This window comes from Ideonella lacteola, from assembly GCF_038066555.1.
GTDB lineage: Bacteria > Pseudomonadota > Gammaproteobacteria > Burkholderiales > Burkholderiaceae_C > Ideonella > Ideonella lacteola.
In genome coordinates this window covers 1-22,822 of the sequence record NZ_JBBUTG010000032.1, presented here as the reverse complement: position 1 = coordinate 22,822, position 22,822 = coordinate 1, and the positions used below count along the sequence as shown (strand labels likewise).

22 protein-coding genes are annotated in these 22,822 nt (G+C 67.3%); 16 read left to right on the top strand and 6 right to left on the bottom strand.

The window, feature by feature from the left end:
• Positions 1-198 precede the first annotated feature (198 nt).
• Positions 199-1,113: a hypothetical protein gene (locus tag AACH06_RS27805; protein ID WP_341429067.1), complete on the top strand. Its 915-nt coding sequence runs from the start codon at positions 199-201 to the stop codon at positions 1,111-1,113.
• 37 nt (positions 1,114-1,150) lie between these two features.
• On the opposite strand, the gene flgF is transcribed toward AACH06_RS27805, so the two are convergent.
• The 5 genes from flgF to flgB all read right to left on the bottom strand — a co-directional run bounded on the left by flgF (position 1,151) and on the right by flgB (position 4,886).
• The gene (flgF, locus tag AACH06_RS27800; protein WP_341429066.1) at positions 1,151-1,891 is read right to left on the bottom strand and encodes a flagellar basal-body rod protein FlgF; all 741 of its coding nucleotides are present in this window, start codon (positions 1,889-1,891) and stop codon (positions 1,151-1,153) included.
• Positions 1,892-1,980: 89 nt separating this feature from the next.
• Complete coding sequence (gene flgE / locus AACH06_RS27795; protein WP_341429065.1) at positions 1,981-3,234, bottom strand: flagellar hook protein FlgE; 1,254 nt, start codon at positions 3,232-3,234, stop codon at positions 1,981-1,983.
• Between the two features lie 78 nt (positions 3,235-3,312).
• Complete coding sequence (locus tag AACH06_RS27790; protein ID WP_341429064.1) at positions 3,313-3,963, bottom strand: flagellar hook assembly protein FlgD; 651 nt, start codon at positions 3,961-3,963, stop codon at positions 3,313-3,315.
• Positions 3,964-4,008: 45 nt separating this feature from the next.
• Entirely contained in the window at positions 4,009-4,455 is a 447-nt protein-coding gene (gene flgC / locus AACH06_RS27785; RefSeq protein ID WP_341429063.1) for a flagellar basal body rod protein FlgC, read from the bottom strand.
• A gap of 11 nt (positions 4,456-4,466) precedes the next feature.
• Positions 4,467-4,886 carry a flagellar basal body rod protein FlgB gene (gene flgB, locus AACH06_RS27780; protein WP_341429062.1) on the bottom strand — a complete coding sequence of 140 codons (420 nt, stop codon included), beginning with the start codon at positions 4,884-4,886 and terminating at the stop codon, positions 4,467-4,469.
• A 162-nt stretch (positions 4,887-5,048) separates the two neighbouring features.
• Between flgB and flgA the strand changes: the two genes are divergently transcribed.
• The 13 genes from flgA to AACH06_RS27715 all read left to right on the top strand — a co-directional run bounded on the left by flgA (position 5,049) and on the right by AACH06_RS27715 (position 19,192).
• Positions 5,049-5,801 carry a flagellar basal body P-ring formation chaperone FlgA gene (gene flgA / locus AACH06_RS27775; protein ID WP_341429061.1) on the top strand — a complete coding sequence of 251 codons (753 nt, stop codon included), beginning with the start codon at positions 5,049-5,051 and terminating at the stop codon, positions 5,799-5,801.
• Positions 5,802-5,922: 121 nt separating this feature from the next.
• Positions 5,923-6,228, top strand: a complete 306-nt coding sequence (gene flgM / locus AACH06_RS27770) for a flagellar biosynthesis anti-sigma factor FlgM (RefSeq protein ID WP_341429060.1) — start codon at positions 5,923-5,925, stop codon at positions 6,226-6,228.
• A 128-nt stretch (positions 6,229-6,356) separates the two neighbouring features.
• Positions 6,357-6,767 carry a hypothetical protein gene (locus AACH06_RS27765; protein ID WP_341429059.1) on the top strand — a complete coding sequence of 137 codons (411 nt, stop codon included), beginning with the start codon at positions 6,357-6,359 and terminating at the stop codon, positions 6,765-6,767.
• A gap of 179 nt (positions 6,768-6,946) precedes the next feature.
• Entirely contained in the window at positions 6,947-7,891 is a 945-nt protein-coding gene (locus AACH06_RS27760) for an AraC family transcriptional regulator (protein ID WP_341429058.1), read from the top strand.
• A 114-nt stretch (positions 7,892-8,005) separates the two neighbouring features.
• Positions 8,006-8,788, top strand: a complete 783-nt coding sequence (gene flgG, locus AACH06_RS27755) for a flagellar basal-body rod protein FlgG (protein ID WP_341429057.1) — start codon at positions 8,006-8,008, stop codon at positions 8,786-8,788.
• 20 nt (positions 8,789-8,808) lie between these two features.
• Positions 8,809-9,540, top strand: a complete 732-nt coding sequence (locus AACH06_RS27750; RefSeq protein WP_341429056.1) for a flagellar basal body L-ring protein FlgH — start codon at positions 8,809-8,811, stop codon at positions 9,538-9,540.
• Between the two features lie 123 nt (positions 9,541-9,663).
• Complete coding sequence (locus AACH06_RS27745) at positions 9,664-10,806, top strand: flagellar basal body P-ring protein FlgI (protein WP_423222092.1); 1,143 nt, start codon at positions 9,664-9,666, stop codon at positions 10,804-10,806.
• Between the two features lie 16 nt (positions 10,807-10,822).
• Positions 10,823-11,701, top strand: coding sequence for a flagellar assembly peptidoglycan hydrolase FlgJ (flgJ, locus tag AACH06_RS27740; protein ID WP_341429055.1), 879 nt, complete (start codon positions 10,823-10,825; stop codon positions 11,699-11,701).
• A gap of 30 nt (positions 11,702-11,731) precedes the next feature.
• The gene (flgK, locus tag AACH06_RS27735; RefSeq protein ID WP_341429054.1) at positions 11,732-13,693 is read left to right on the top strand and encodes a flagellar hook-associated protein FlgK; all 1,962 of its coding nucleotides are present in this window, start codon (positions 11,732-11,734) and stop codon (positions 13,691-13,693) included.
• A 15-nt stretch (positions 13,694-13,708) separates the two neighbouring features.
• Entirely contained in the window at positions 13,709-14,905 is a 1,197-nt protein-coding gene (gene flgL, locus AACH06_RS27730) for a flagellar hook-associated protein FlgL (protein ID WP_341429053.1), read from the top strand.
• Positions 14,906-14,913: 8 nt separating this feature from the next.
• Positions 14,914-16,128, top strand: coding sequence for an HDOD domain-containing protein (locus AACH06_RS27725; RefSeq protein ID WP_341429052.1), 1,215 nt, complete (start codon positions 14,914-14,916; stop codon positions 16,126-16,128).
• Positions 16,129-16,251: 123 nt separating this feature from the next.
• On the top strand, positions 16,252-18,495 hold the full coding sequence (locus AACH06_RS27720; protein WP_341429051.1) for a PAS domain-containing sensor histidine kinase: 2,244 nt from the start codon (positions 16,252-16,254) through the stop codon (positions 18,493-18,495).
• Between the two features lie 55 nt (positions 18,496-18,550).
• Positions 18,551-19,192 (top strand): response regulator, encoded by a 642-nt coding sequence (locus tag AACH06_RS27715; RefSeq protein WP_341429050.1) that lies wholly within the window; start codon positions 18,551-18,553, stop codon positions 19,190-19,192.
• A 63-nt stretch (positions 19,193-19,255) separates the two neighbouring features.
• On the opposite strand, the gene AACH06_RS27710 is transcribed toward AACH06_RS27715, so the two are convergent.
• On the bottom strand, positions 19,256-20,863 hold the full coding sequence (locus tag AACH06_RS27710; RefSeq protein ID WP_341429049.1) for a PAS domain-containing sensor histidine kinase: 1,608 nt from the start codon (positions 20,861-20,863) through the stop codon (positions 19,256-19,258).
• A 262-nt stretch (positions 20,864-21,125) separates the two neighbouring features.
• Between AACH06_RS27710 and AACH06_RS27705 the strand changes: the two genes are divergently transcribed.
• Together AACH06_RS27705 and AACH06_RS27700 are read left to right on the top strand one after the other, a co-directional pair.
• Positions 21,126-21,584 (top strand): Hpt domain-containing protein, encoded by a 459-nt coding sequence (locus tag AACH06_RS27705; RefSeq protein ID WP_341429048.1) that lies wholly within the window; start codon positions 21,126-21,128, stop codon positions 21,582-21,584.
• 47 nt (positions 21,585-21,631) lie between these two features.
• On the top strand, positions 21,632-22,822 hold a 1,191-nt coding region (locus AACH06_RS27700), incomplete at its 3' end, for a diguanylate cyclase domain-containing protein (RefSeq protein WP_341429047.1).

Genomic DNA, 22,822 nt, shown 5'->3' with positions numbered 1-22,822 from the left:
CTCCAAGCGTCGAGTGGCGGCGCAGGAACGGCTCGGGAAGAGCCCCTGCGCCGTCCATCCTTGGTCCGCCGGACTGACGGCTTCATTCGCCTCGCACCCAAGCCTTGTACTGCATCAAAGTGGGGCAGGTTCCCTGGGCGCAGGATGCATGGCCGCGACGGTGCGCGCCGCGGCATTTCGCATCACAGGAGGATCGTCATGCGCAAGGTGTCGTGGGCGCCGTGGGTGGCGCTGGGCTGTTTGTCGGTCTCGTCGGCGATGGCCGACGATTCGGTGTCTCGCTGGAATGCATCGGCCGAACCGGTGGCGCCGTACGGCCACTGCGGCAACAACTCGTCCCTGGGCAGCAAGCTCGAGACGCTGCCCTATGTGGGCGAGCCGGTCACCGACGTGCTGGCCATCAAGGTCTTGCGTTGCGATCACTTCGGTGGGGGCGGCGGCTTCGCCAAGCGACCCTGCCCGAGTGACAGTGCCTTCGACTTCTGTCTGGGCGCCGGCAACGACGGACGCGGCAATTCGGTCGACCTGGGTGTGCTGAAGGTCAGCCCACGCAGCGACCCGAACGCGCTCTACGAAGGCTGCCCGAATGGCGCATCGCCGCAGCCGAAGATCGGGGTGCTGATCGCCGCGGGCCGAGACCCGAGAACCATCAGCGGGATGGTGACGCTGGCGTGCGCCGCTGCGACCACGGCTCGCGCCATGGTGCCCACCGCGGTGGACTGCCCAGCGGGTCGCCATCCGTTCAACTACTGCGTGCAAACCTCGAACGATGGTCACGGCAATGCCGTCCTGCTGGGCGTGCTGCACGTGCGTGGCGCGGGTGACCCGCAAGGCTTGTACGGCGAGTGCGATCAGCAGATCGCGCCGGGGTTCTCCACCAAGGCATCGGTGCTGGCTCTGGTGGGCAAGTCGACCCAGAACCTGCGGGGGATCGACCTGCTCGGGTGCGCGGTGCCCTGGGGCATCGGTGGCGACTTCCCGGCGGGCCTGCACGCCGGTGCGTGCATCGGCAACAAGTGGGTGAGCCAGGCGGTGGCCGGGCGCTATGACTACTGCGTTTGGGGCACCGACGCCCGCAACGCCGGCATCGTGTTCGGCGTCAATGGCCCTTGATCGACGCGCGGCTGCTCAAGGGGGATCATGAGGCGAATCAGCCGCCGTTGGCTGACAGCAGTTTGGCGGCGGTCTGCTCTTGCCGCTCTGAGGTCTGGATCAGCTTCATCTGGTGCTCGAACTGACGAGCGGCCGAGATCATGGCCACCATGGTCTCGACCGGGCTGACGTTCGAGCCTTCGAGCACGCCATCTTGCAGCCGGGCGTTCGCATCGGCCTGCAGGGGGTCGCCGTTGGCCGTCCGGAACAGGCCATCGGCGCCCCGGCTGAGCTGGTTGTCGGTTTCGGGCGTCGCCAGCTTCAGCTTGCCGATCGACTGCGGCCGGCCACCGGGGACGGTGGCGCTCACCGTGCCATCGGGAGCGATCTGCAACTCGGCATTGGTGGGCGCCGTGATCGGGCCGCTGTCGCTGAGCACCTGAAGCCCGCTCTGGGTGACGAGCAGCCCCTCCGCGTTCACCTGCAGCGAGCCTGCGCGCGTGTAGGCTTCCGTGCCGTCCAGCCCCTGAACGCTCAGCCACGCGTTGCCCTTCATCGCCACGTCGAGGTTGCGGCCGGTGGGCTGCACGGCGCCAGCGTCCGACTTGTAGCCGACGGTGGTTTCGAGCGAGTAGACCCGGGTCGAGGCGCCATCTCCGCGCACCGGCACCGCACGAAAGGCCGCCAGCTCCTCCCGGAACCCGGTGGTCGAGGCGTTGGCCAGGTTGTGTGCGAGCACGTCCTGCCGCTGCATCGCGGCCTTGGCGCCGGACATCGACAGGTAGATCATGCGGTCCATCGGGCTCTCCTGCGGCGGTCCGAGGGTGAATGGATGTTCGGCGACGGGCCGCCCCTAGGGGGGCGACGCCCAAGGCGTCTTGGCGGTCGTTATCTGAGGTTGACCAAGGTCTGCATCACCTGGTCCATCGTCTTGATCGTCTGCGCGTTGGCCTGGTAGTTGCGCTGCGCGGTGATCATGCTGACCAGCTCGCCCGTGAGGTCGACGTTCGACTCTTCCAGCGCGCCCGCCTGCAACGCGCCAAAGGCGCCGGTGCTCGGAGTGCCGACGATCGGGTCGCCCGAGGCGTAGGTGGTGCGCCAGCCATTGCCGCCCAGCGGCTGCAGGCCCTGCGGATTGCGGAAGTTCGCCAACTGCAGCTGCCCGGCCGGCTTGGTCTGGCCGTTGGTGTAGCGGGCCATGACGATGCCCGACGAATCGAAAGTGATGCCACTGAGCGAGCCGGCGCTGTAGCCGTCCTGGCTCAGGTTGGTGACGCCGAAGGAGGCGCCGTACTGCGTCGAGCCGCTGAAGTCGAGCGCGATGCCGGGGATGGCCAGCGTCGACGCACCATCGGCGTCGGTGGTCGCCGGCACATCGAAGGTGGCGTTGCTGGAGGTGAAGGTCTTGCCGTCGGCTGAGAAAGTCAGCGTCGTGACGGGTTCCGGCAGCGCGTCGGTGCCGGCGCAGGTGGTGCCATTGGCGCGGGCGTACACGTTCCAGGTGTCGTCCGCGGTCTTCTGGAAGTAGTAGGTGAGGGTCACCGGCTGGCCTGCGGTGTCATACACCGACACCTCGGTCGCCTCGGCGTAGGTGTCCTTGTCGTTGAAGTCGATCAACGGGCTGGCGGTGGGGGTGATGGGGTCGCCTTTGTCGAGATTCAGCTCAAGCGCCACCTGGCTGGTCACATTCGGTTCGATGCCGGCGGTGGGCAGGGTGAGCGGCACCGCGGCGCCCGGCTGGATCACGCCGTTGTTGTCGGCCAGGTAGCCCATCAGCCGCATGCTCTCGTTGTTGACGATGTAGCCGTTGCGGTCGACCTTGAACTGGCCGTTGCGGCTGTACACCGTGCTGCCGGCGGTGTCGGTCAGCTGGAAGAAGCCGCCGCCGTTGATGGCCAGGTCCATCGGGTTCTCGGTGGCGGTGATGCCGCCCTGGGTGAACTGCTGCGAGACGGAGGCCAGCCGCACCCCGATGCCGATGTTGTTGGTGCCGGTGCCGTTCAGCGTCGCCGCATACACGTCGGCGAATTCTGCGCGCGAGCCCTTGGCCCCGTAGGTATTGGCATTGGCGATGTTGTTGCCGATGACTTCCAGGCTCTTGGACGTGGTGTTCAAGCCTGAAAGACCTTGCTGGAAGCTCATGGACTGCTCCTGGAACGGGGAAGGTGTGAGGGGTCGGCGCCGCGGAGGCGAATCAAGTGGGGTTCGTGAGGGATGGCGTCAGAGAAACGCCCAGACGGCGTCGTAGGCCAGCCGGTCACCGTTGGCCAGCTCGAGCGCGAGCGTGTCGCCAAAGGTGCTGACGGCCTTGATCCGCTGGTGCGACAGCGTCATCGATTCGACCGCCGTCTCGCCATTGGTGGCGGTGACCTTGAAGCTGAGGGTGCTGTCCTTGTAGGCGTCGGGCACGTCGTAGCTGAAGGTGTGTCGGCCGGCGGTCTGGTCTTCCAGCTCGACGGTGCCGATGGTCTTGCCCGAGCTGTTGAGGATCTCGATCTTGACGTCCTTCGCGGCGCCGCTCAGCTCGAAGCCGCCATCGCCCTTGCCATCTTGAACCCGCAGCGTGTTGCCCTCGATGGCGACATCGTGGCCGATCAGCGCTGCGCTCTGCATGGCCTGCAGCTGAACGAACTGGCTGTTCAAGCCATTGACGGTGGTGTTGAGCTTCTCCAGCCCCGAGACGGTGCTGATCTGCGCCATCTGGGTGGTGACCTGCGCGTTGTCCATCGGATTCAGCGGGTCCTGGTTCTGCATCTGCGCCACCAGCAGCTTCATGAAGCGGTCGGATTGCTCGGCAGCACTGGTCGCCGCGTTGCTGACGTTGTTGGCCGTGGTCTGGCTGCTCTGGGTGTTGCTGACGGCGGTGGTCATGGCGCGGGGTGTCCGTGGTCGGTGGGGGCGTCGCCGGCGGTGGCGTCAGCCTTGGCCCAGTTGCAGGGTCTTCTGCAGCAAGGTCTTCGCGGTGTTCATCACCTCGATGTTGTTCTGGTACGAGCGCGAGGCCGAGATCATGTTGACCATCTCCTCGACGGCATTGACGTTGCTGAAGGTCACGTAGCCCTCTGCGTCGGCGGCAGGGTGGCCGGGCTGGTGCACCTTGCGGCCGGGCGTCTGGTCTTCGGTGATCGTCGAGACGCGCACGCCGGCGCTGCCATCGACCGGGTTGCCCGGGTCCGCCCCGGCGGCGCTACCCGAGGCGCCCATCAGCATCGTCTGGAAGACCACCTGACGGGCCTTGTAGGCCTGGCCGTCGGGCCCGGCCACGCTGTCGGCATTGGCCAGGTTGGAAGCGACCACGTTCAGGCGCTGGCTTTGCGCGCTGACAGCGCTGCCGGAAATGTCGAAGACCTTGAACATGCTCATGGCAGGACTCCTCAGCCTTGGCTAGGGCTCTTCATCGCATCCAGCATTTCGCGGACATGACCGTTGATGAACCGCAGCGTGGCCTCGTACTTCACCGAGTTCTCCGCAAAGCTGGCGCGCTCGCGGTCCATGTCGACGCTGTTGCTGTCCAGGTTCGTCTGGCTTGGCGTGGCATACCGCAGCGTGGCTTGCTCGATGGTGGCGCCGCCCGGCAGCGCCATGTGGCCGCGTTCGGTGGTCGCCATCTGGCTGGCGGCGGGCAGCCGGCCCGTGGCGGCCTGCAAGGCGGTGGTGAAATCCATCTCGCGGGCCTGGTAGCCCGGCGTGTCGGCGTTGGCGATGTTGCTGGCAATCACCCGTTGGCGCTCGGCGCGCAGCGTCAGGGCCTGGGCATGGAAGTCCAGCTTCTGGGTCAGGCGGTTGACGTTCATGGCGAGGCACCCTTCAGATTCGTCGCGGTGGGCCGATAAACAGACACGACGCCGCGTTCGCCGATTGTGAAAGTCGGCCCTGGCCGCAAAGCGTCGAATAGCACCCGGCCCCACCCCCATTTCGTGCCTTGGCGCGGGCAGGGCTTGCCTACAGTCACGGGCATGAAGCCTTTTGCCTTCCCGTTCACCCTGCGTTCGTCCCGGCCGTGCCTGGCCGTCTTGGCGGTCGCGACATGGGCGGGCTGTGCCTGGGGCCAGGAAGCGAGCGCTGCGGCCGCGGCGCCCGAGTGGTCGGCCATCGGTGCCCAGGTGCAGAAAATGGCCCGCGACAGCGCCGGCCGCGCAGGCCTGCCTGATGCCCGCGTCGAAGTGGAAGTGGGTTCGCTGGACCCTCGGTTGAAGCTTGCGCCATGTCAGCGCATCGAACCCTATCTGCCCACGGGGCTGCCGGTGTGGGGGCGCACCCGCATCGGCCTGAAATGCACCCAGGGCACCAAGCTGTGGAATGTGACACTGCCGATCACCGTGCGGGTCTGGTCACGGTCGCTCGTCACCCAGGCTGCCTTGCCGGCCGGAACGGTGCTGGAACCGGGGCATTTCACCGAAGCCGAGGTCGATCTGGCAGCCGCGCCCGGGGCGCCGATCGGCCAGCCAGGGCTCGCTGTGGGGCGCACACTGGCGCGGTCGCTGCCCGCCGGTGCGGCGCTGCGTGTCAGCGACTTGAAGGCCCGCCAGTGGTTTGCGGCCGGTGAAACCGTGCGGGTCGTGGCCGTCGGCCCCGGCTGGCAGGTGGTGACCGAGGGTGAAGCGATGAATCCCGGGCTGGAAGGGCAGACGGTGCGGGTGCGCGTCGAGTCCGGCCGCCTGCTGCAGGGCCGCCCGGTGGGCGACCGACAGGTGGAGGTGGCGCTTTGAGCCCGGCTCGATGTGCTTTGATGCCCGTGAAAAATAGTCCTAAAGTTCCGTCGGGCACTGTCGAAACCCGATCCATGCCGAAAGTTCCCGCCCGGGCCGTTTCGGATTCCAGGAGAGCACCATGAAAATCGGTTCGTTCGAAAACAAGGCGGCGGTGGCGCCGATGCAGAACGATCGCAAGTCTGGCAGTGCAGAAAAGACTGGCGGCACCGCTGCCAGCGATGCTGCACAGCCCAGCGCGACCGTCAGCATCTCGTCGGCCGCCAGCTTGATGAGCAGTGTCGACAACGATGGCACCTTCGATGCCGAGAAGGTCGCACGGATGGCGCAGGCCATTCGCGACGGCAAGTTCGAGGTCCATCCCGAGGCCATCGCCGACAAGCTGATCGCCAACACGCAAGAAATCTTGCGCAAGTATTCGTCTTGATCGCTTGAAGACGTGGCGGCTCGTCGACCCGCGAGCCGCCTGAGTGACTGTCACCCCGGCCGGTACGCGCTTGGCGCGACGGCGGGGCCGATTCACCCTGGCCGCGCGCCACAGCACCTTGCCGCACCATGCTGAGCTCTCCCGCCGAACAGAACGCGCTGCGCCAGACCTCCGACCTGGAGAACGCCTTGACGGCCGTGGAGGCCCGCCTGGCCGAATTGGCCGAGGCGCTGAAAAACCGCGACGCCGACAGCACCGAGATCGCCTCGACAGCGCTGCACCGCGCCTTGCTGGCCGCGGTGGACCATTCCACCCGCGCAGCCCGCAACGGAGGCATGCCCCCCGCGTTGCGCCGTCGCCTCGCGATGGCCGGCGGCCAGGTGGCAGCGCTGCGCGAGGCCATCGCCCGCGCTTCGGCCTCGCTGGACAAATCCATCGAGATCCTGCTGCCCGAAGCGGGGGCCGCCAAGGCCGCCACCGGTTACGGTGCGCAGGGCAACCCGTGGCGAGCCGCGTCGAGCGGCGTGGCAGAAGCCTGACTGCTTCGGCCGACTGGGGCGTACCGGTTCCATGGGGAACCGCGGCCTCGCCCGGTGGCCCTCTTACCCGAACTCCAGCTGGCCTGGCTTGAACGAAAGCGACATCGGCTGTCGCCCGGGGCCCACGTGTGGCACCCGCCGGCCGAGTGGAGGCGGTGCCGCTTTTAAACTGCGCAGCCATGGAGACCGCCGAGACCCTTACATCGGCCCGCTGTCCTGATCCATTGACACGGGCGCCGCGCTGGGGCGGCGACGATTCACCCACGCGGGGCCGTCTCCTGCTGCCGCCCGCGGCGCTGCAAGGCGCGATCGTGGCGATGATCGGCCGCGACACGGCAGCAGAAGGCATCCAGCTCAGCGATGCCCAGCGCATGACGCACTTCCCTGCCTCGGTGTTGCTCAGCCTGAGCTGGTACCAGGGGCTGCGCTCCGGCCGAATCCATGGTGCCGGCGATGCAGCTCAGTGGCAGCCCTTCGGCTCTGACATGGTGGTCACCGGCAGCCAGTCGGAGCCATCGTCCTTCTGGACGCCCGATCACGGGCGCGGCTGCCTGATCTGCTTCACCGCCGATGTGGCGCAGCACCTGTTCGGCATCGATCCGGCGACCGTCATCGACCGGCACTTGCCCGCTGACGAGGTGATGGACAGCTCCTGGCGGCCGATGTTCGACGAACTGCTGGCCACCCGGAGTGATGCCGAATCGATGGCCGTGGTGCGGCGCCACGTCGCGCCGCGCTGGCAGGCGGTGCTGGGGCGCTCCGGCTCGACACCGTCGTTGCGACAGGTCGGTCGCCAATGGGTGAACCGCCTGGCCTGGCAGGCCAATGAATGGCGCCGGGGGCAGAGCCCGCGGCAGGTTGAGCGGCGCATCAAGTCGTACAGCGGACGGTCGCTGCGCGATTGGGAGACGCTGGTGCGCACCGAAGGCCTGTTCTTCTCGGCCCGCTCCCGCCATGAAGCTGGCGAGCCCTTCGACTGGGCCGCGCTGGCGCAGGACGAAGGCTTCTCCGACCAGTCTCACCTGATCCGGATCTGCCGTCGCATCTGTGGCTTCACGCCGTCGGAGTTCGCGCACCGCTTCGTGCACGACGAGTCGTTCTGGGTCTATCGACTCTGGGTGTAGGCCCCTGCGTCGGCCGGCTGCCGCATCAGGCGGCCAAAGCCCCTTCTTTTCGGCGGCTTGGCGCCCTCAAGCCCGGCGGATCATCGGCGTGAAGTACACCGGGAGCTCACGCTCATGATTCGCTCGCTCTGGATATCGAAGACCGGGATGGAAGCCCAGCAAACCCAGCTGGACCACATCTCGAACAACCTGGCCAATGTCGCCACCAGCGGCTACAAGCGGGCCCATGCGCAGTTCGAGGATCTGATCTATCAGAACCTGCGCCAGTCCGGGGCGGCCAGCTCGGAACAGACCCAGTTGCCCACCGGCCTGCAGGTCGGGCTCGGCACCCGTGCGGTGGCCACCGCGCGCAACTTCACCCAGGGCAACCTGCAGCAAAGCGGCGGGAACCTGGATGTCGCCATCAAGGGCAACGGCTTCTTCCAGATCACGACGCCCGATGGCGGCACTGCCTACACGCGCGATGGCTCGTTCCAGCTCGATGCCCAGGGCCAGATCGTCACCAATGCCGGCTACCTCGTGCAGCCGGGCATCACCATTCCCGCCACCGCGCAAAGCGTGACCATCGCACCCGATGGCACGGTGACGGTGGCGCTGCCCGGCCAGGCCCAGCCGCAGGCGGTGGGCCAGTTGCAGATTGCGTCGTTCATCAACCCGGGCGGCCTCGAGCCCCGCGGTGGCAACCTCTTCGGTGAGACGGCCTCATCGGGCACCCCGACCAGTGCCGCACCGGGCAACTCGGGCCTGGGCACGCTGCAGCAGGGTTTCGTGGAGACGAGCAACGTCAACGTCGTCGAGGAACTGGTGTCGATGATCCAGACGCAGCGCGCCTACGAGCTGAACTCGAAGGCGATCTCCACTTCCGATCAGATGCTGCAGCGCCTGTCTCAGCTGTGATGACTTCGATGAGTGACGCCATGACCCCCTTGATTCGATCGATGGCGCTCGCGCTGCCGTTGTTGTCGCTGGCCGCTTGCGAGTCGGTGCTGCCCAGCGAGGCCCGGGTCGACTTTCCCACGGCCACCGCGCCGGAGCTGCCAGCCTCCGGGCCCACCCCCATCCCGGCGATGATGCCCAACTTCGCCTACGCGGCGGCGCCCCAGCCGCCCGTGACGGGCTCGATCTACCAGGCCGCGAGCTACCGGCCGATGTTCGAAGACCACCGGGCCCGCCTGGTGGGCGACACCTTGACGATCCAGATCGTCGAGAAGGTGGCGGCCAGCCAAAGCGCGAACAGCACGGTGAACAAGACGGGTGAACTCACGGCCGGCATCTCGGCCCTGCCCGGTGTTCGCGCCAATCACCTGGCCGGTGCCAACGCCTCGGCCACCAGCGGCAACGCCTTCACCGGCAAGGGCGAGACGACCAGCAGCAACGATTTCACCGGCACCATCACCGCGATGGTGGTGGGCGTGCTGCCCAATGGCCACCTGATCGTGGCGGGCGAGAAGCAGATCGGCATCAATCAGCATGTGGACGTGCTGCGTTTCACCGGCCAGGTCGACCCGCGGGCCATCCAGCCGGGCAACACCGTGCCGAGCGCGCAGGTGGCCAATGTGCGGGTCGAGCACCGTGGTCGCGGTGCCATGGCCGATGCGCAGGGAACTGGCTGGTTGGCACGATTCTTTTTGAGCCTTTGGCCGGTTTAAGTTTCCACAGAATGCGTTGGAAGGGTTCCCGAAGGACCACCGGGCCCACCCGGGTTCCTTGACCTGCCGACGCTCGATGCGTCGGGCAGGAACGGGCTCCCAGCCTTCTGCTCTCCGACGCTCATGGACACCACCACCGCCTCTGACCGACTCCTCCGCGCCGCGATGGTGCTGGCCACCGTGGTCGCGAGCGCCGCCCTCTGGTGGCCCTGGCCTGCCGAAGCGTCGCAGCGGATCAAGGAGATCGCTGCAGTGCAGGGGGTACGCTCCAACCAGCTGATCGGCTACGGCCTCGTCGTCGGCCTGGACGGCACGGGTGACCAGACGCAGCAGACCCCGTTCACGCAGCAAGGCATCACCTCGATGCTGCAGCAGATGGGCATCACCGTGCCGGCGGGCGCCGCGATGCAGCTGAAGAACATCGCGGCGGTGCTGGTCACGGCGCAGCTGCCGGCCTTTGCACAGCCGGGTCAGCAGATCGACGTCAGCGTGTCGTCGATCGGCAATGCCAAGAGCCTGCGCGGCGGCACGTTGATCGCCACGCCCTTGAAGGGCGCCGATGGCCAGGTCTATGCCGTCGCCCAGGGCAACCTCATCGTTGGCGGCGCCGGCGCATCCGCCAACGGCTCGAAGGTGCAGATCAACCACCTGTCGGGCGGCCGCGTGCCGCAGGGCGCCACGGTGGAGCGCTCGGTGCCCACGCCGCTGAACCAGGGCGACTCGATCCAGCTCGACCTCAACTCGGCCGATTTCGCCACTGCACGCGCGGTGGCACAAGCCATCAACACGGCCAAGGGGGCGGGCACGGCGCAGGCGCTGGACGGCCGCGTCGTGCGGGTGAAGGCGCCGATGGACAGTGACTCGCGCATCGCCTTTCTGGCGGACATCGAGAACTTGCCGCTCGAGCTGGCCAAGCCGGCCGCCAAGATCGTGCTGAACCCCCGCACTGGCTCGATCGTGCTGAACCAAGCGGTCACGCTGGCCCCCTGCGCCGTGGCGCACGGCAGCCTGTCGGTGACGATCAGCTCCACGCCGGTGGTGAGCCAGCCGGGCGCGCTGTCGTCCGGCGAGACAGTGGTCAAGGAGAAGTCCGACATCTCGATCACCCAGCAGGGGGGCTCCATCATCACGCTGCCGGCGGGCGCGCAGTTGGCCGATGTGGTAAAGGCGCTCAACTCGCTGGGGGCCACACCGCAAGACCTGCTGGCGATCCTGCAGGCGATGAAGTCGGCCGGCGCCCTGCAGGCCGAACTGGAAGTCATCTGACGAAGGCAGGCAGATCATGAGCGTCAACAACCCTGCTGCACTCGCCCGCACCGGCTATGGCGACGCCCGTGGCCTGGAGTCGCTCAAGACCTCGGCGGCCAAAGACCCGAAGGCCGCGGTGCGCGAAGCCGCGCGCCAGTTCGAATCCCTGTTCATGCAGCAGTTGCTGAAGACGATGCGCGAATCGGCGCAGTCGTCCGGCATGCTGGACAACGAGGCGACCAAGCTCGGCTCGGAAATGCTCGATACGCAGTGGTCTGGCAAGCTCTCAGGGCAGCCGGGCGGGCTGTCGGACGTGATCGCGCGTCAGCTCGAACGGCAGATGGGCATGAACCCCGGCCCGATCCCCAAGTACGAAAGCGCGAACCGCACGCCGGTCAACCCGCTGAAGCCGAACGCGGAAGTGAACATCCCGCAAAAATCGGCCTTGGGCTTCGTGCAGCAGCACCAATCGGCGGCCAGCCAGGCCGAGGCGGCCACCGGCATCCCGGCGTCGTTCATGATCGCGCAGGCCGCCCACGAGACGGGCTGGGGCCGCAAGGAAATCCGCCACACCGACGGCACGCCGGCGCACAACCTGTTTGGCATCAAGGCCGGTTCGAACTGGAACGGGCCCACGGCCGACGTGGTGACCACCGAGTACGTCAACGGCCAGCCGCGCAAGATGGTGCAGAAGTTCCGCGCCTATGCCAGCTACGCCGAGAGCTTTGCCGACTACGCGCAGCTGATGAAGAGCAACCCGCGCTACGAGCAGGTGGTGGCCTCACGTGGCAACGCGCACGGCTTTGCCCATGGCCTGCAGAAGGCCGGTTATGCGACAGACCCGGCGTATGCCGAGAAGCTGTCCAAGGTGATCAACACCACGCTGCGCCTGCAACGCAGCGCCACCGCCTGAGTGCCGCGCGCTCGCTGACGGGAGCCCACCATGGCCAGTTCCACCCTCATGTCGATCGGGATGAGAGCGATGTTCGCCAACACGGCGTCGCTCAATGTCACCGGCCACAACATCGCCAATGCGAACGTCGAGGGCTATTCGCGCCAAGAGGTCGAGTTGGCCACCGCCAGCGGCCAGTTCACCGGTGCGGGCTTCTTCGGCAAGGGCGTCAATGTCGTCAACGTCAAGCGCGCGCACGACCAGTTTCTGACCATGCAGGCCGCGGCTGCCAAGTCGATGGCCGCCGCCGACGAATCGCGCTACACCCAGCTGTCGCAACTCGAAGATGTGTTCCCGCCGGGCGACCAGGGCCTGGGCTATGCGATGGGCGACTTCTTTGCGGCCATGGTCGACCTGGCGAATTCGCCCGGCGACAGCTCGGCGCGCCAGGCGGTGCTGGCCCGTGCCGCGGACGTGAGTGACCGGTTCTCGAACGCCTCGAATCGGCTGGACGTGCTTCAAGCCGGCGTGCGCAGCGACATGGAGAACTCGGCGCAGACGGTGACGGCGCTGGCCGCCCGCGTGGCCGACATCAACAAGCAGATCGCCGCCAACCGAGGGCAGACCCAGCAGCCCAACGACCTGCTCGATCAACGCGACCAGTTGATCTCGCAGATCAGTCAGTACGTGAACGTGACGACCATTCCGGCGTCGGACGGCACGGTCGGGGTCTTCCTCGCCGGAGGCCACCGGCTGGTGCTGGGCGGCGAGTCGGCCGAGCTGACCGTGCGGGCGGACGACCTCGATGCGTCGCGCGTCGGCCTGGCGATCAGCTCGAACGGTTCGGCGCTGCCGCTGTCCGACGATTTGCTGACCTCCGGTTCGATCGCGGGCTTGCTTCGGTTCCAGAACGATGACCTGGTCACCGCCCGCAACCGCCTCGGTCAGATGGCGTTGGCCTTTGCCTCGCAAGTCAATCATGCCCAGTCGATGGGCATCGACCTCAACGGCAACACCGGCTCGGACATTTTCGAAGTCGGCGCCCCGTTGGCCCTGCCTGCTGCCACCAATGCGCGCGACGTGAACGGCCAACTCATCTCGAACGTCTCGATCGACATCGCCGATGCGAGCCTGCTGCAGGCGAGCGATTACTCGCTGCAGGCCGATCCGAACAACGCCGGCCAGTATGAGCTGGTGCGTCTGTCCGATGGGTTGACGCGCAGCGTGGCCGATGGCGACACGATCGATGGCTTCACCGTTCACATCGGCACCCCGGCGCCCACCGCGACCGACCGCTTCCTGCTGCAGCCGGTGGGCCAGGCCGCGAGCGGCATGCACCGTGTGCTCGACGATCCGAACGGTGTCGCCGCCGCGTTGCCTGTGCAGGCGACACTTGGCCTGGACAACACCGGCACAGCGACGATCGACCTGCTGCGCATGACCGACGGCACCGTCGACCCGGAGCTGACGGCCACCATCACCTTCAGCGACGACACCGGCGCCTACACCTGGGAATTGCGCGATCGCACCACCGGCGCGCTGGCCAGCAGCGGCACAGGTCAGTGGACGGCGGGTGAGCCGATCGAGCTCAATGGCTTTGCGCTGGAACTCAACGGTGTCCCGCTGACGGGGGACACCGTCACGGTCGACAAGACGCTCTTTCCGGCCACCAACAATGGCAATGCGCTGGCGCAATCTCGCCTGGCGGACGAAAGCTTCGTGGGACGCACGCTCGACGGCAGTGGCAACTACGTGGGTGGAGCGACCGCCACCGACGCCTATGCCGACACGATGGCCAACATCGGCGTGCGCGTGCAGAGCGCCCGCGTCTCGACGCAGATCTCGAACGCGACCGCCACGCAGATGAGCGAGGCGCTGGCCTCGAAGACGGGCGTGAACCTCGATGAAGAAGCGGCCCGGCTGATCCAGTTCCAGCAGGGCTATCAGGCCGCGGCCAAAGTGCTGCAGGTCGCGCAGTCGGTGTTCGACACCATGCTGCAGATCGGAAGCTGAAGGAGCTGAACCGACATGATTCGCACTTCCACATTCAACAGCTACGCGACATCGATCGCCAACCTGCAACGTCGCCAGAGCGAGATGAGCGACGCGCAGGCCCGCCTGACCAGCGGCTTGCGGGTGATGCACGCGAGCGACGACCCCACCGCGGCGGCCCGTGCCGAGCGGGCCCGGGCATTGACGCAACGCGCCGAGTCGACCCAACGCGCGGTAGATGCCAGCCGCAATTCGATGACGCTCACCGAAGCGGCGCTCTCCGATGCGGGCGAGCTGCTGCAGCAGGCTCGCGAGCTGATCACCGCGGCCGGCAATGCCAGCTACACCGATGCAGAGCGCGCCGACGTCGCGAACCAACTGGCCGAGATCCGCAAGCAGCTGATGGGCGTGGCCAACCGCAGCGATGGCTCCGGCGGCTATGTGTTCTCAGGGCAGGGCGCGGGGCGCCCGCCGTTCCTCGATCGGCCGGGCGGGGTGGACTATGTCGGCACCGGCGGCGCAGTGCGGGTCGCCTCGGAAGAGCCGTTGCCGCTCACGCTCGACGGGGGTGACGTGTGGTTGGCTGGCACCACCGGCAACGGGGTGTTCGAGGCGCGGACGGTCACTGGCACCGGCTCGTGGATCGACGCGGGCCGCGTCACCGCGCCCGATCAAATCACCGGATCGACCTATTCCATCAATTTCACGGTCAGCGGTGGTACGACGACCTACTCGATCCTGCAAGATGGTCTGCCCACCAGCGTGACGAATGCCGCCTACACGGCGGGCGAGGCGATCGAGATCGATGGCATGGCCGTCACCGTCAGCGGCAACCCGGCCGATGGCGACAGCTTCGAGCTGGTGCCGGCCGAGTCGAACCTCAGCGTGTTCGATGCATTGGACCGTGTGGTCAATGAGTTGAAGACGCCGTTGCGCACCACCGCTCAAATCACACAGACTGTGCAAAATGGCTTGCGTGACCTGGGCAACCTGAGTGACCATCTCCAAGCGGCCCGTAGCATGACCGGTGAAGTGCTGAACCGGATTGACGGCGTGTCGGGCCGCCTGGATGATTTGAAACTGTTCGGCGAATCCACCCGCTCAGATGCGGAAGACCTCGACATGGTCCAGGCCATTTCAGACTTCCAGAATCGGCAGACCGGCTACCAAGCCGCCTTGCAAACCTATTCGAGCATGCAACGCATGTCGCTGTTCGATTACCTCAAGACCTAGTCCACCTCATGAGCTCAGTCGCCGGGACGCACGCGATTCTTGAACATGTGATCCTCGGTTGTGGCGCGCTGTTCGACGCCCGCCGAGCCCCGATGTCGACCCGACTCACGGTGCACCCTGCCACCGATGAGGTCAAGCCCGATCCCGATGGCCTGTTGGCCATGCTGGCCGATGTCTGGCCAGCGGATTGCGGGCCGATGTCGCTCAACCTGACGAGCGAGGGATGGCTGTCGGCGCTGATGGAGATCACGCCGCCCACGCACCTGATGATCGAGGTGCCAGCGTTCCTCGCGGCCGACGCCGCCTGGGAACAACGCATCCGCGCTCGCGCCGCCGATGGGGTAGCGATGGTCCTCAAGGGCCGGCCGCTCAGCCCGCTGCCGGCTGATCTGATGAGCTGCTTCAAGCTGGCGATCGTCGATCGTGCCGACGACCGGCGTCTGGCCAATAACCCGCCACCCGGCGGTGCGGTGCGCACCGTGCCGTTCGTGCAGTCGGGCAATGCGAACCCTGCCGAGGCGGGCGACAGCTTCAAACGAGGCGCCCACGCCGTGCTGGGCTGGCCGCTTGGTGATCCGCCCGACGGCAGCAAGCCGAAGAAGGGGGTGCCTGGCAGCGTGCAGGTCGTGATGGACCTGATCCAGCGTGTCGAGCGCGAAGAGCCGGCGGCCAAGCTGGAAGCGGTGCTGCGAGGCGATCCGTCGCTGGCGTTCCGGCTCATGCGCTACATCAACTCGCCGGGCTTTGGCTTGTCGGTGGAGATCAACTCGTTCTCGCACGCGCTGATGATGCTGGGCTATGGCCGCCTGAAGCGTTGGCTCGCGCTGCTGATGACCAGCGCGATCGATGATCCCGACCTGAAGCCGATGATGTTCCTGGCGGTGCGCCGCGGCCTCTTCATGGAAGAGCTTGCCCGCGCGCATGGCGACGAGACCACCCGCAACGAGGTCTTCCTCTGCGGCGTGTTCTCGCTGCTCGATCGCATGTTGGGCCAGACTTTCGGGCAACTGCTGGGCTCGCTGCCCGTGCCTGAGCGGGTGGCCCAGGCGCTGGTGCATTCTGAAGGGCCGTATCGCCCCTATCTCGAACTGGCGATTGCCGTCGAGATGGAGTCACCGATCGACATCCGCGAGCACACCGAGGCCATGCTGCTGACGCCCGGTGAAGTCAACCGCGCGGCCTTGAAGGCGATGGGCACGGCACGGCAATTGCGTGCCGATTGAGCGTCCTGGCGGGCGCCCGTCCGCCAACTTGTACGCACTGGCGTGCCCGAGGGCGCTCTTGGCGCACCGTACACTCGGCCGCGCCGTTCATGTGAGCGCCCAGCCTGGGTGAAGCACTGCCCGATGCCGCCGATCTTCTCTTCCCGTCGATCTGTGGCGCGCCCGATGCTCGAAGAGAGCAGCGAGGTGTCGCCCGAGCTGAAAGCCCTGTTCGAGATCAGCCCGGTCGCGCTGGCGCTGGCGGATGCCAGCGGTCGGCTTTTGCGCAGCAACGTCGCCTGGCAGGCGCTGAGCCCGGCCGGTGGAGACCCCCACGGCATGTCGGCATTGCCTGAGAGCTGGCAAAGCCTGCTGGGCTGGAGCGACCACTGGCCGTCGACCACCATCCAGGCCGAGACAGAAGCGGTCGATGCCTGGATCGAAGGCCGCGGCGGACGACGCATCCACGTGCGTGCCCAGGTGCGCCGCCTGTCGGGCGCGATGCCAGTGACACCGTCGCGCTGGTTGCTGCAGATCGAAGACCTCGCCTTGCAGGACGACGCCGCCCGCGCCGCCGTGCAGATCAATGCCCTGATGGGAACGGCCGGTGTTGGCGTGGCCACGTGGGATGCCGAGCAGGGCTGGACCTCGGCCGCATCGATGAGCAGCCCGGCCTTGAGCGATGCCAAGCCGGGCCAGGGCGCCTCGGCCGCGCAGCTGTCGATCGGGCGCGACGTGGTCGAAACCGAATCGTTGAACGACTACGCGCGTCTGCAACAGGCGCTTCGCCAGCGCGAACGTGCCGAAGTCCGCTATGCCGTGCGCCACCCCGACACCGGACGGCGTTGGCTGCTCACGCGCGTCGAGCCGGCCGAGCTCGGCGGCGGGCGGCCCGCGATGAGCGTGGTGACGATGGACATCACCGACGAGGAAAACGCTCGTCGACACAACGAACAACTGCTGCAAGAGCAGGCGAAGGCGCGCGAATCTCTCGTCCAGCAAAGTGACAGCACCCGCGCGGTGCTCGATTCGGTGCTGGTGGGCATCGTCACCGTCGGTCCGCGTGGCATCGAGTGGATGAATCGCTCGGCCCGGCGGATGTTCGGCGGTGAACTGGCCGATTTCCAGGGGCTGCCCATCGCCGTGGTGGCGTCTGCCGAGGCCAACCACCCGCTGCGCCGCACCGATTGGCTGAATGTGCTGGATGAGGGGCAATCCGAGACGTTCGAGTGCCGGCTGGTGGCGCGCGACGGCCGCGAATTCTGGGTCGTGGGCAATGCGGTGGTCACCGGGCGCGAAGCGGGGGCTGCGCAGCTGACCTTTGCGCTGCTCGACATTGAGCGCCGCCGCCAGGCCGAAAACCAGATCGCCCGCGCCCAGGCCAGCTTGCAGCGCATCATCGAGACGGCACCGCTGGCGATCGCGCTGTTCGATGGGCGAGGGCTGCAGGTGCTTCAGCTCAACCAAGAGCTCTCGGCATTCGCCGGGCGGCCGGCCATCCAGATCATCGGGCGTCCACCCTCGCTGTGGCTGCCCGGCCCCGAAGCCGCGGCCTTGTCGGCCGACCTGCACCAGGCGATCGCCAGCCGGCAGATGGTGCGGCGCGAGCTGCACCGCGATGCCGATCCGGACACGGGCGAACCGGCTCGCGAATGGGATGTGCGCATCGTGGCACTGCGCGATGCGGGGGACGAGCAGGAAGAGCACCTGCTGCTGGTGGCCAGCGATGTCACCGAGCAGCGCGCCGCCGAGCAAGCCCGCTTCGAGGCGGCCATCGCCCAGCGCGAGATGCTGGTGAAGGAAGTGCACCACCGCATCAAGAACAACCTGCAGGGCGTTGCCGGGCTGTTGCAGCAGAACGCGCACCGCCACCCGGAAGCCGCCGCAGCACTGACCGAGGCGGTGGGCCAGGTGCATGCCATCGCCCAGGTCCACGGGCTGCAGGTGGGCATGACCGGTCCGTTGCGGGTGCGCGGCGTGATCGAGGCGATCAGCCAATCGGTGCAACGCATGTTCGGTCGGCCGATCCGCTTCGATGTGGCCGGGCCCGCGCCACACCGATTTGCGTTGACCGAGGCCGATTCGATCCCGATCGCGCTCACGGTCAACGAGCTGCTGACCAACGCCATCAAGCACAGCCCACAGGGCGAAGTGCGCTGCCGGCTGGAATGCGAAGCGGCGGCGGTGCGGGTGACCGTGGCCAGCGCGAGCCGCTTGCCCCCGGGCTTCACCCTAGCGCAGGTGCCGCCGGGCATCTCGGGGCTGGGCCTGGTGCGCGCGCTGCTGCCGCGCAAGGGTTCGGCCATGACGCTGGAGCAGCGTGGCGACGAGGTCGAGGCCAGCCTGAGGCTGGAGCCGCCGGCGGTGACGGTACTGGAACCGTTGTGATTTCTGACGATTGCCACGGCCGGCGTGAGCCAGAATCGAGGCAAAGAGTCTGCCCATGAACCTTGCCAGTGCCCCTGCCAGCCCCAAAGGAAAGATCCTGGTCGTTGACGACGACCGGCTGGTGCTGGCGACGGTCACCCACGGGCTGGCGCGCGCGGGCTACGACGTGATCGATGCCGACAACGGCGACGATGCGATCTTGCTGGCGCGTGAGCACAAGCCTGATCTGGCGCTGCTGGACATTCGCATGGAGGGCAAGTCGGGCTTTGACGTGGCCGACTACCTGCGCACGTCGCTCGGCACCCCGTTCATGTTCCTCTCGGCGTTTGCCGACGACGACACGGTGGCGCAGGTGAAGGCGCTGGGCGCGGTGGCCTACCTCGTCAAGCCGCTGGACATTGCGCAGATCGTGCCGACGGTCGAGGCCGCGTTGTCGAGCGTTCGGTCGCGCCGCGCCCCGCTGCCGGCGGCCACGCGCCCAGGCACGAGCCTGGCGCAGCCGGCGGCCAGTGGCCACCCACTTGCCGATCCTGTGCCGGTGGCCGTCGGCATCCTCATGCACCGCTATTCACTGCCTCGGCAAGAGGCCCTGACCCGGCTGCATCGCCTGGCCGAGGCGGACGGCCGATCGTTGCATGCTCAGGCGAGCGCGCTGTTGGATGCGGTCGAGCTGCTGTCGCGACCGGCGGCGGGCTGAGGAGCTGAGAGGGATAGAGCCAGCTCGGCGGCGCGTCGCCAGGGCACGTCGTGCCTGTCGGCGTCAGCCCAACGTGAAGTAGAAGCGCGCGCCTTTGCCGACTTCGGCTTCGGCCCAGATGTCACCACCATGCCGGCGGATGATCCGACGCACCGAGGCCAGGCCCACACCGGTGCCCTGAAAGTCGTTCGCGCTGTGCAGGCGCTGGAATACGCCGAACAGCCGGTCAGCGAAGCGCATGTCGAAGCCGGCGCCGTTGTCCGACACCACCATGACCGGTTGGCCCTGGTGGGTGTCATGGCGAAACTCGATCTGCGTCACGGCGGTCTGACTGCTGTACTTCCATGCGTTGCCCAGCAGGTTCTCCAGCGCGATCCGCAACAGGGTGGGATCGCCTTGCACCAGCATGCCGGGCTCGATGTTCACCTTGGCGACACGCTCGGGCTGTTCGCGGCGCAAGTCTTCGATGATGTAGGTGGCCAACTGCGACAGGTCCACGGGCTTGCGCGACAGCGGTTGCTGCTGCAGGCGTGACAGCGCGAGCAGCGCGTCGATCATGCTGTTCATGCGCGCCGCCGCCGCCAGCACCCGTTCGAGGTGGTCGTTGCCAATGCGGTCGAGGAAGCGGCCGTAGTCTTCCTTGAGGATCCGGGCGAAGCCTTCGACGACCCGGATCGGCGCTCTCAGGTCATGCGAGATGGAGTAGGCGAACGAGGCCTGGTCTTCCGCCGCGCTGCCATCGGGCGGCGCCTCGGGGGCTTTCGGGCGCATCAACAGAAGGCGGCCACCGGCGGGTGAGCCCTCGTCGCCAACCGGCTGCAGGCTGAGCGTCCAGTCGCCTTCTTCGCGCGTCTGCCCCGGCTGCAGCTTGGCAGCTGCCTCGGCCAACGGTGAGGGCAGTCGGCCGCGGGTGGCGGCCCAGGCGGCCGGGGCGTCTTGGGGGCCGAGCTGCAGCAAGCGGGCCGCGTCAGTCGACAGCGCGGCCACCTCCCAATCGTCGCCTGGCAAGGAGGGCCGCAGGGCGATGGCCGGCAGATCCAGCTCGGGCCACACCTTGGCGAGCAGCGCCTGCGCGTAGCGCCCGTGCTCTTCGTCACCCCGGGGCTGCACCGTGCCCACATAGCCGGCGAACCGGCCATCGTGATCGAACAGGGGGTAGGCCCGCAGCAGCCAGGGCTGGGGGTCGCCATGGCGCTTGACGCGCAACGTTTCGAGCGGGGCGTGCGCATCGAGCCGCGCCTTCAGCGCCGCACCCTGCGAATCGCCCAGGTCGAATTGCTCCCACAGCGCCGTGCCCAGCGGCTTGGCCTCGGCCCAGGCCCCGCTTTCTGCGGCCGGGGGAGGGCGCCATTGGCGCAGCTGGTGCTGGCTGTCGGTTTCCCAGAGCCACGCGTCGATCAGTTGCGTGGCCAACTGCTGGCCCAACCGGGCTTCACGCAGGCGCGCCGACGTGCGTTGGTGGCCCCACGCCAGGCCCGCGGCTGCACAGGCAGCGCCGAAGGCCAGCATGGCCAGCCAGGCATAGGCAGAGGCCGGTGCGCCCGGTGACGACGGCACGGCCACTTGCCACAACGCCACGACGACACCAGAAATGAGTGCCGAAACCACCAGAGCCATCGCCAGCCCGCGGCCTCGAAGGCGATGGCGGTGCAGGCGATTGAAGCGGGCCATGCGATGCATTGTACGGAGCACATCGTGGGCCACGCCTTCACGGCGAACCAGGGCGGCCGGACTGGGGCCGGACGTGTCAAAAAACCTGGAGGGCCGGGATTTCGTCTAGCAATTCGGGCTTGACGCCACAAGGCGGCACGACCGATGCTTACAGGATGTATATTGGCCTCGCTCCCTGGCGCCGTCATATGCCGCGAGCGGGTCGCCAACCCGCAGCGGCTTCAGCTGCTGGGGGCCACGGGAGGCAGATCGTTCGACAACCATGCTAGAAGCTCGGCCTACGCCTGATCTCGACGATCCACACCGTTCGGTGCTCGATTCGGCCAGCCTCGACCAGCTGCGCCAGTTGGACCCGACCGGCGGCACGGGTTTTCTGGCCCGCGTGCTCGGCACCTACCTCAAGTCGCTCGAGCGCCATGAGGCCGAGGCGCAGCAAGCCCGTCAGGCCGCCCAGTGGGACGCTTTGGCGCGCACAGCGCACACCTTGAAATCGGCCTCGGCCAGCGTGGGGGCATTGGCCTTCTCGCAACTGTGTGCCGACATCGAAGGGCTGGTTCGCCGGCAGGAAGTCGACCAGCTCGATGGCCTGCTCGATCGGTTCTTTGCCGAGGCTGGGCGGGTGCGCGGGGCGATTCAGGCGCAACTGGAGCCCTCTGCCCCTCCTTCGGGCGTGGGATTCGGAGGCGGCCAGATGTCCGCGGACGGGCCGGCAGCTTCATGACGACAGCGGGCACGTCCTTCGGCTTCAGCCACTCTGAGCGCCCTCGGGTGCTGCTCGTCGATGATGACGAGGTGAACCTGATGCTGGTGTCGGCCGCGCTGACGCAGCATGGTTTCGACATCACCGAAGCCAAAGATGGCGAATCCGCGCTCCGGCTTCTGCGTGACTGGACGCCGGATCTCGTCGTGCTCGATGCGCGCATGCCCGGCCTCGACGGTTTCGAGACCTGCCGCGAGCTTCGCCGCATGTACGGCTTCGAGAACATCCCGGTGCTCATGCTCACCGGGCTGGACGATGAAGGCTCGATCAACAAGGCCTACCAGGCGGGTGCGACCGACTTCTTCGTCAAATCCAACCAATGGAGCCTGCTGGCGGGGCGGCTGCGCTACATGCTGCGTGCGTCGCGGACCAATCTCGAGCTGGCCCGCAGCAAGTCGAAGCTCGCCCGCGCCCAAGACCTGGCCCGCATGGGCAGCTTTGACTGGTGGTACGACCCGCATCTGCCGCTGAGCCACGGGCTCGATCTGTCTGAAGAGGCGCTGCGGGTGTTCGGTTTCGGGCCGGACGACCAGCCGGGGTTGAACTACCTGATGCGCTCGATCCCGCCGTCCGATCGGCGGGCATTGCTGCGTTCGGCGCGTGAGGTGCTGCAGCAGGTGTCGGTGTTCGCCACCGATGTACCGATGAACCTCCCGGACGGGCGGTTCCGCATCCTGCATGTGGAAGCCGAGCCCGAGTTTGCTGAGCATGGGCACTGCATCGGCTACACCGGCATCGTTCAGGACGTGACCGACCGCCGGCAGGCCGAAGACACCGTGCGCCGCCTGGCGAACAACGATGCGTTGACCAGCCTGCCCAATCGACGTCAGCTGGTCTGGCGCACCGAAAGGGCGCTGGAGTACGCGCGTCGCCTGGGCCACCAGGTGGCGCTGTTGATGATCGACCTGGATCGATTCAAGAACATCAACGACACGCTGGGCCACTCGGCGGGTGACGAACTGCTGATCGAGGTGGCGGCGCGGCTGCGCAGCTGCGTGCGGCATTCCGACCAGATCGTCGAGGGCGTGGTCGAATCCGCCGGCACCCGCACCCACCGTTCGCTCGAAGCGGTGGGCCGGGTGGGCGGCGACGAGTTCATTGCCCTGCTGCCCGAGGTGGGCGACGAGCACGACGCGGAGCGCGTCGGCCAGCGCATCCTCGACGTGCTGCGCGAGCCGGTGTACGCCGGCGGCCAGGAA

Coding starts and splice junctions, on each gene's coding strand:
- AACH06_RS27805 (WP_341429067.1), top strand. CDS start 199: ATGCGCAAGGTGTCGTGGGCGCCGTGGGTGGCGCTGGGCTGTTTGTCG.
- flgF (WP_341429066.1), bottom strand. CDS start 1,891: ATGGACCGCATGATCTACCTGTCGATGTCCGGCGCCAAGGCCGCGATG.
- flgE (WP_341429065.1), bottom strand. CDS start 3,234: ATGAGCTTCCAGCAAGGTCTTTCAGGCTTGAACACCACGTCCAAGAGC.
- AACH06_RS27790 (WP_341429064.1), bottom strand. CDS start 3,963: ATGACCACCGCCGTCAGCAACACCCAGAGCAGCCAGACCACGGCCAAC.
- flgC (WP_341429063.1), bottom strand. CDS start 4,455: ATGAGCATGTTCAAGGTCTTCGACATTTCCGGCAGCGCTGTCAGCGCG.
- flgB (WP_341429062.1), bottom strand. CDS start 4,886: ATGAACGTCAACCGCCTGACCCAGAAGCTGGACTTCCATGCCCAGGCC.
- flgA (WP_341429061.1), top strand. CDS start 5,049: ATGAAGCCTTTTGCCTTCCCGTTCACCCTGCGTTCGTCCCGGCCGTGC.
- flgM (WP_341429060.1), top strand. CDS start 5,923: ATGAAAATCGGTTCGTTCGAAAACAAGGCGGCGGTGGCGCCGATGCAG.
- AACH06_RS27765 (WP_341429059.1), top strand. CDS start 6,357: ATGCTGAGCTCTCCCGCCGAACAGAACGCGCTGCGCCAGACCTCCGAC.
- AACH06_RS27760 (WP_341429058.1), top strand. CDS start 6,947: ATGGAGACCGCCGAGACCCTTACATCGGCCCGCTGTCCTGATCCATTG.
- flgG (WP_341429057.1), top strand. CDS start 8,006: ATGATTCGCTCGCTCTGGATATCGAAGACCGGGATGGAAGCCCAGCAA.
- AACH06_RS27750 (WP_341429056.1), top strand. CDS start 8,809: ATGACCCCCTTGATTCGATCGATGGCGCTCGCGCTGCCGTTGTTGTCG.
- AACH06_RS27745 (WP_423222092.1), top strand. CDS start 9,664: ATGGACACCACCACCGCCTCTGACCGACTCCTCCGCGCCGCGATGGTG.
- flgJ (WP_341429055.1), top strand. CDS start 10,823: ATGAGCGTCAACAACCCTGCTGCACTCGCCCGCACCGGCTATGGCGAC.
- flgK (WP_341429054.1), top strand. CDS start 11,732: ATGGCCAGTTCCACCCTCATGTCGATCGGGATGAGAGCGATGTTCGCC.
- flgL (WP_341429053.1), top strand. CDS start 13,709: ATGATTCGCACTTCCACATTCAACAGCTACGCGACATCGATCGCCAAC.
- AACH06_RS27725 (WP_341429052.1), top strand. CDS start 14,914: ATGAGCTCAGTCGCCGGGACGCACGCGATTCTTGAACATGTGATCCTC.
- AACH06_RS27720 (WP_341429051.1), top strand. CDS start 16,252: ATGCCGCCGATCTTCTCTTCCCGTCGATCTGTGGCGCGCCCGATGCTC.
- AACH06_RS27715 (WP_341429050.1), top strand. CDS start 18,551: ATGAACCTTGCCAGTGCCCCTGCCAGCCCCAAAGGAAAGATCCTGGTC.
- AACH06_RS27710 (WP_341429049.1), bottom strand. CDS start 20,863: ATGGCCCGCTTCAATCGCCTGCACCGCCATCGCCTTCGAGGCCGCGGG.
- AACH06_RS27705 (WP_341429048.1), top strand. CDS start 21,126: ATGCTAGAAGCTCGGCCTACGCCTGATCTCGACGATCCACACCGTTCG.